Raw genomic sequence first — 207 nt, 5'->3', positions numbered from 1 at the left:
AAGTCGCGTCGAAGACCTCGGACGTCGCCGGTGACGGCACGACCACCGCAACCGTGCTTGCGCAGGCGATCTTCCGCGAAGGCGTCAAAACCGTCGCTGCCGGCGCCAATCCGATGGCCTTGAAACGCGGCATCGACAAAGCAGTCGAACGCGCCGTCGAGGAGATCAAGCGGATGTCCAAGCCCGTTCAAGGTGACGCCATCGCGC

1 protein-coding gene is annotated in these 207 nt (G+C 64.3%); it reads left to right on the top strand.

All coding sequences use genetic code 11. The features are described from left to right. Positions 1-207: TCP-1/cpn60 chaperonin family protein (locus C4334_RS06380; RefSeq protein ID WP_352431279.1), on the top strand; the 207-nt coding region annotated here is incomplete at both ends.

The organism is Pyrinomonas sp. (assembly GCF_040289685.1).
Lineage (GTDB): Bacteria > Acidobacteriota > Blastocatellia > Pyrinomonadales > Pyrinomonadaceae > Pyrinomonas.
This window is presented reverse-complemented; position numbering and strand designations above follow the sequence as displayed.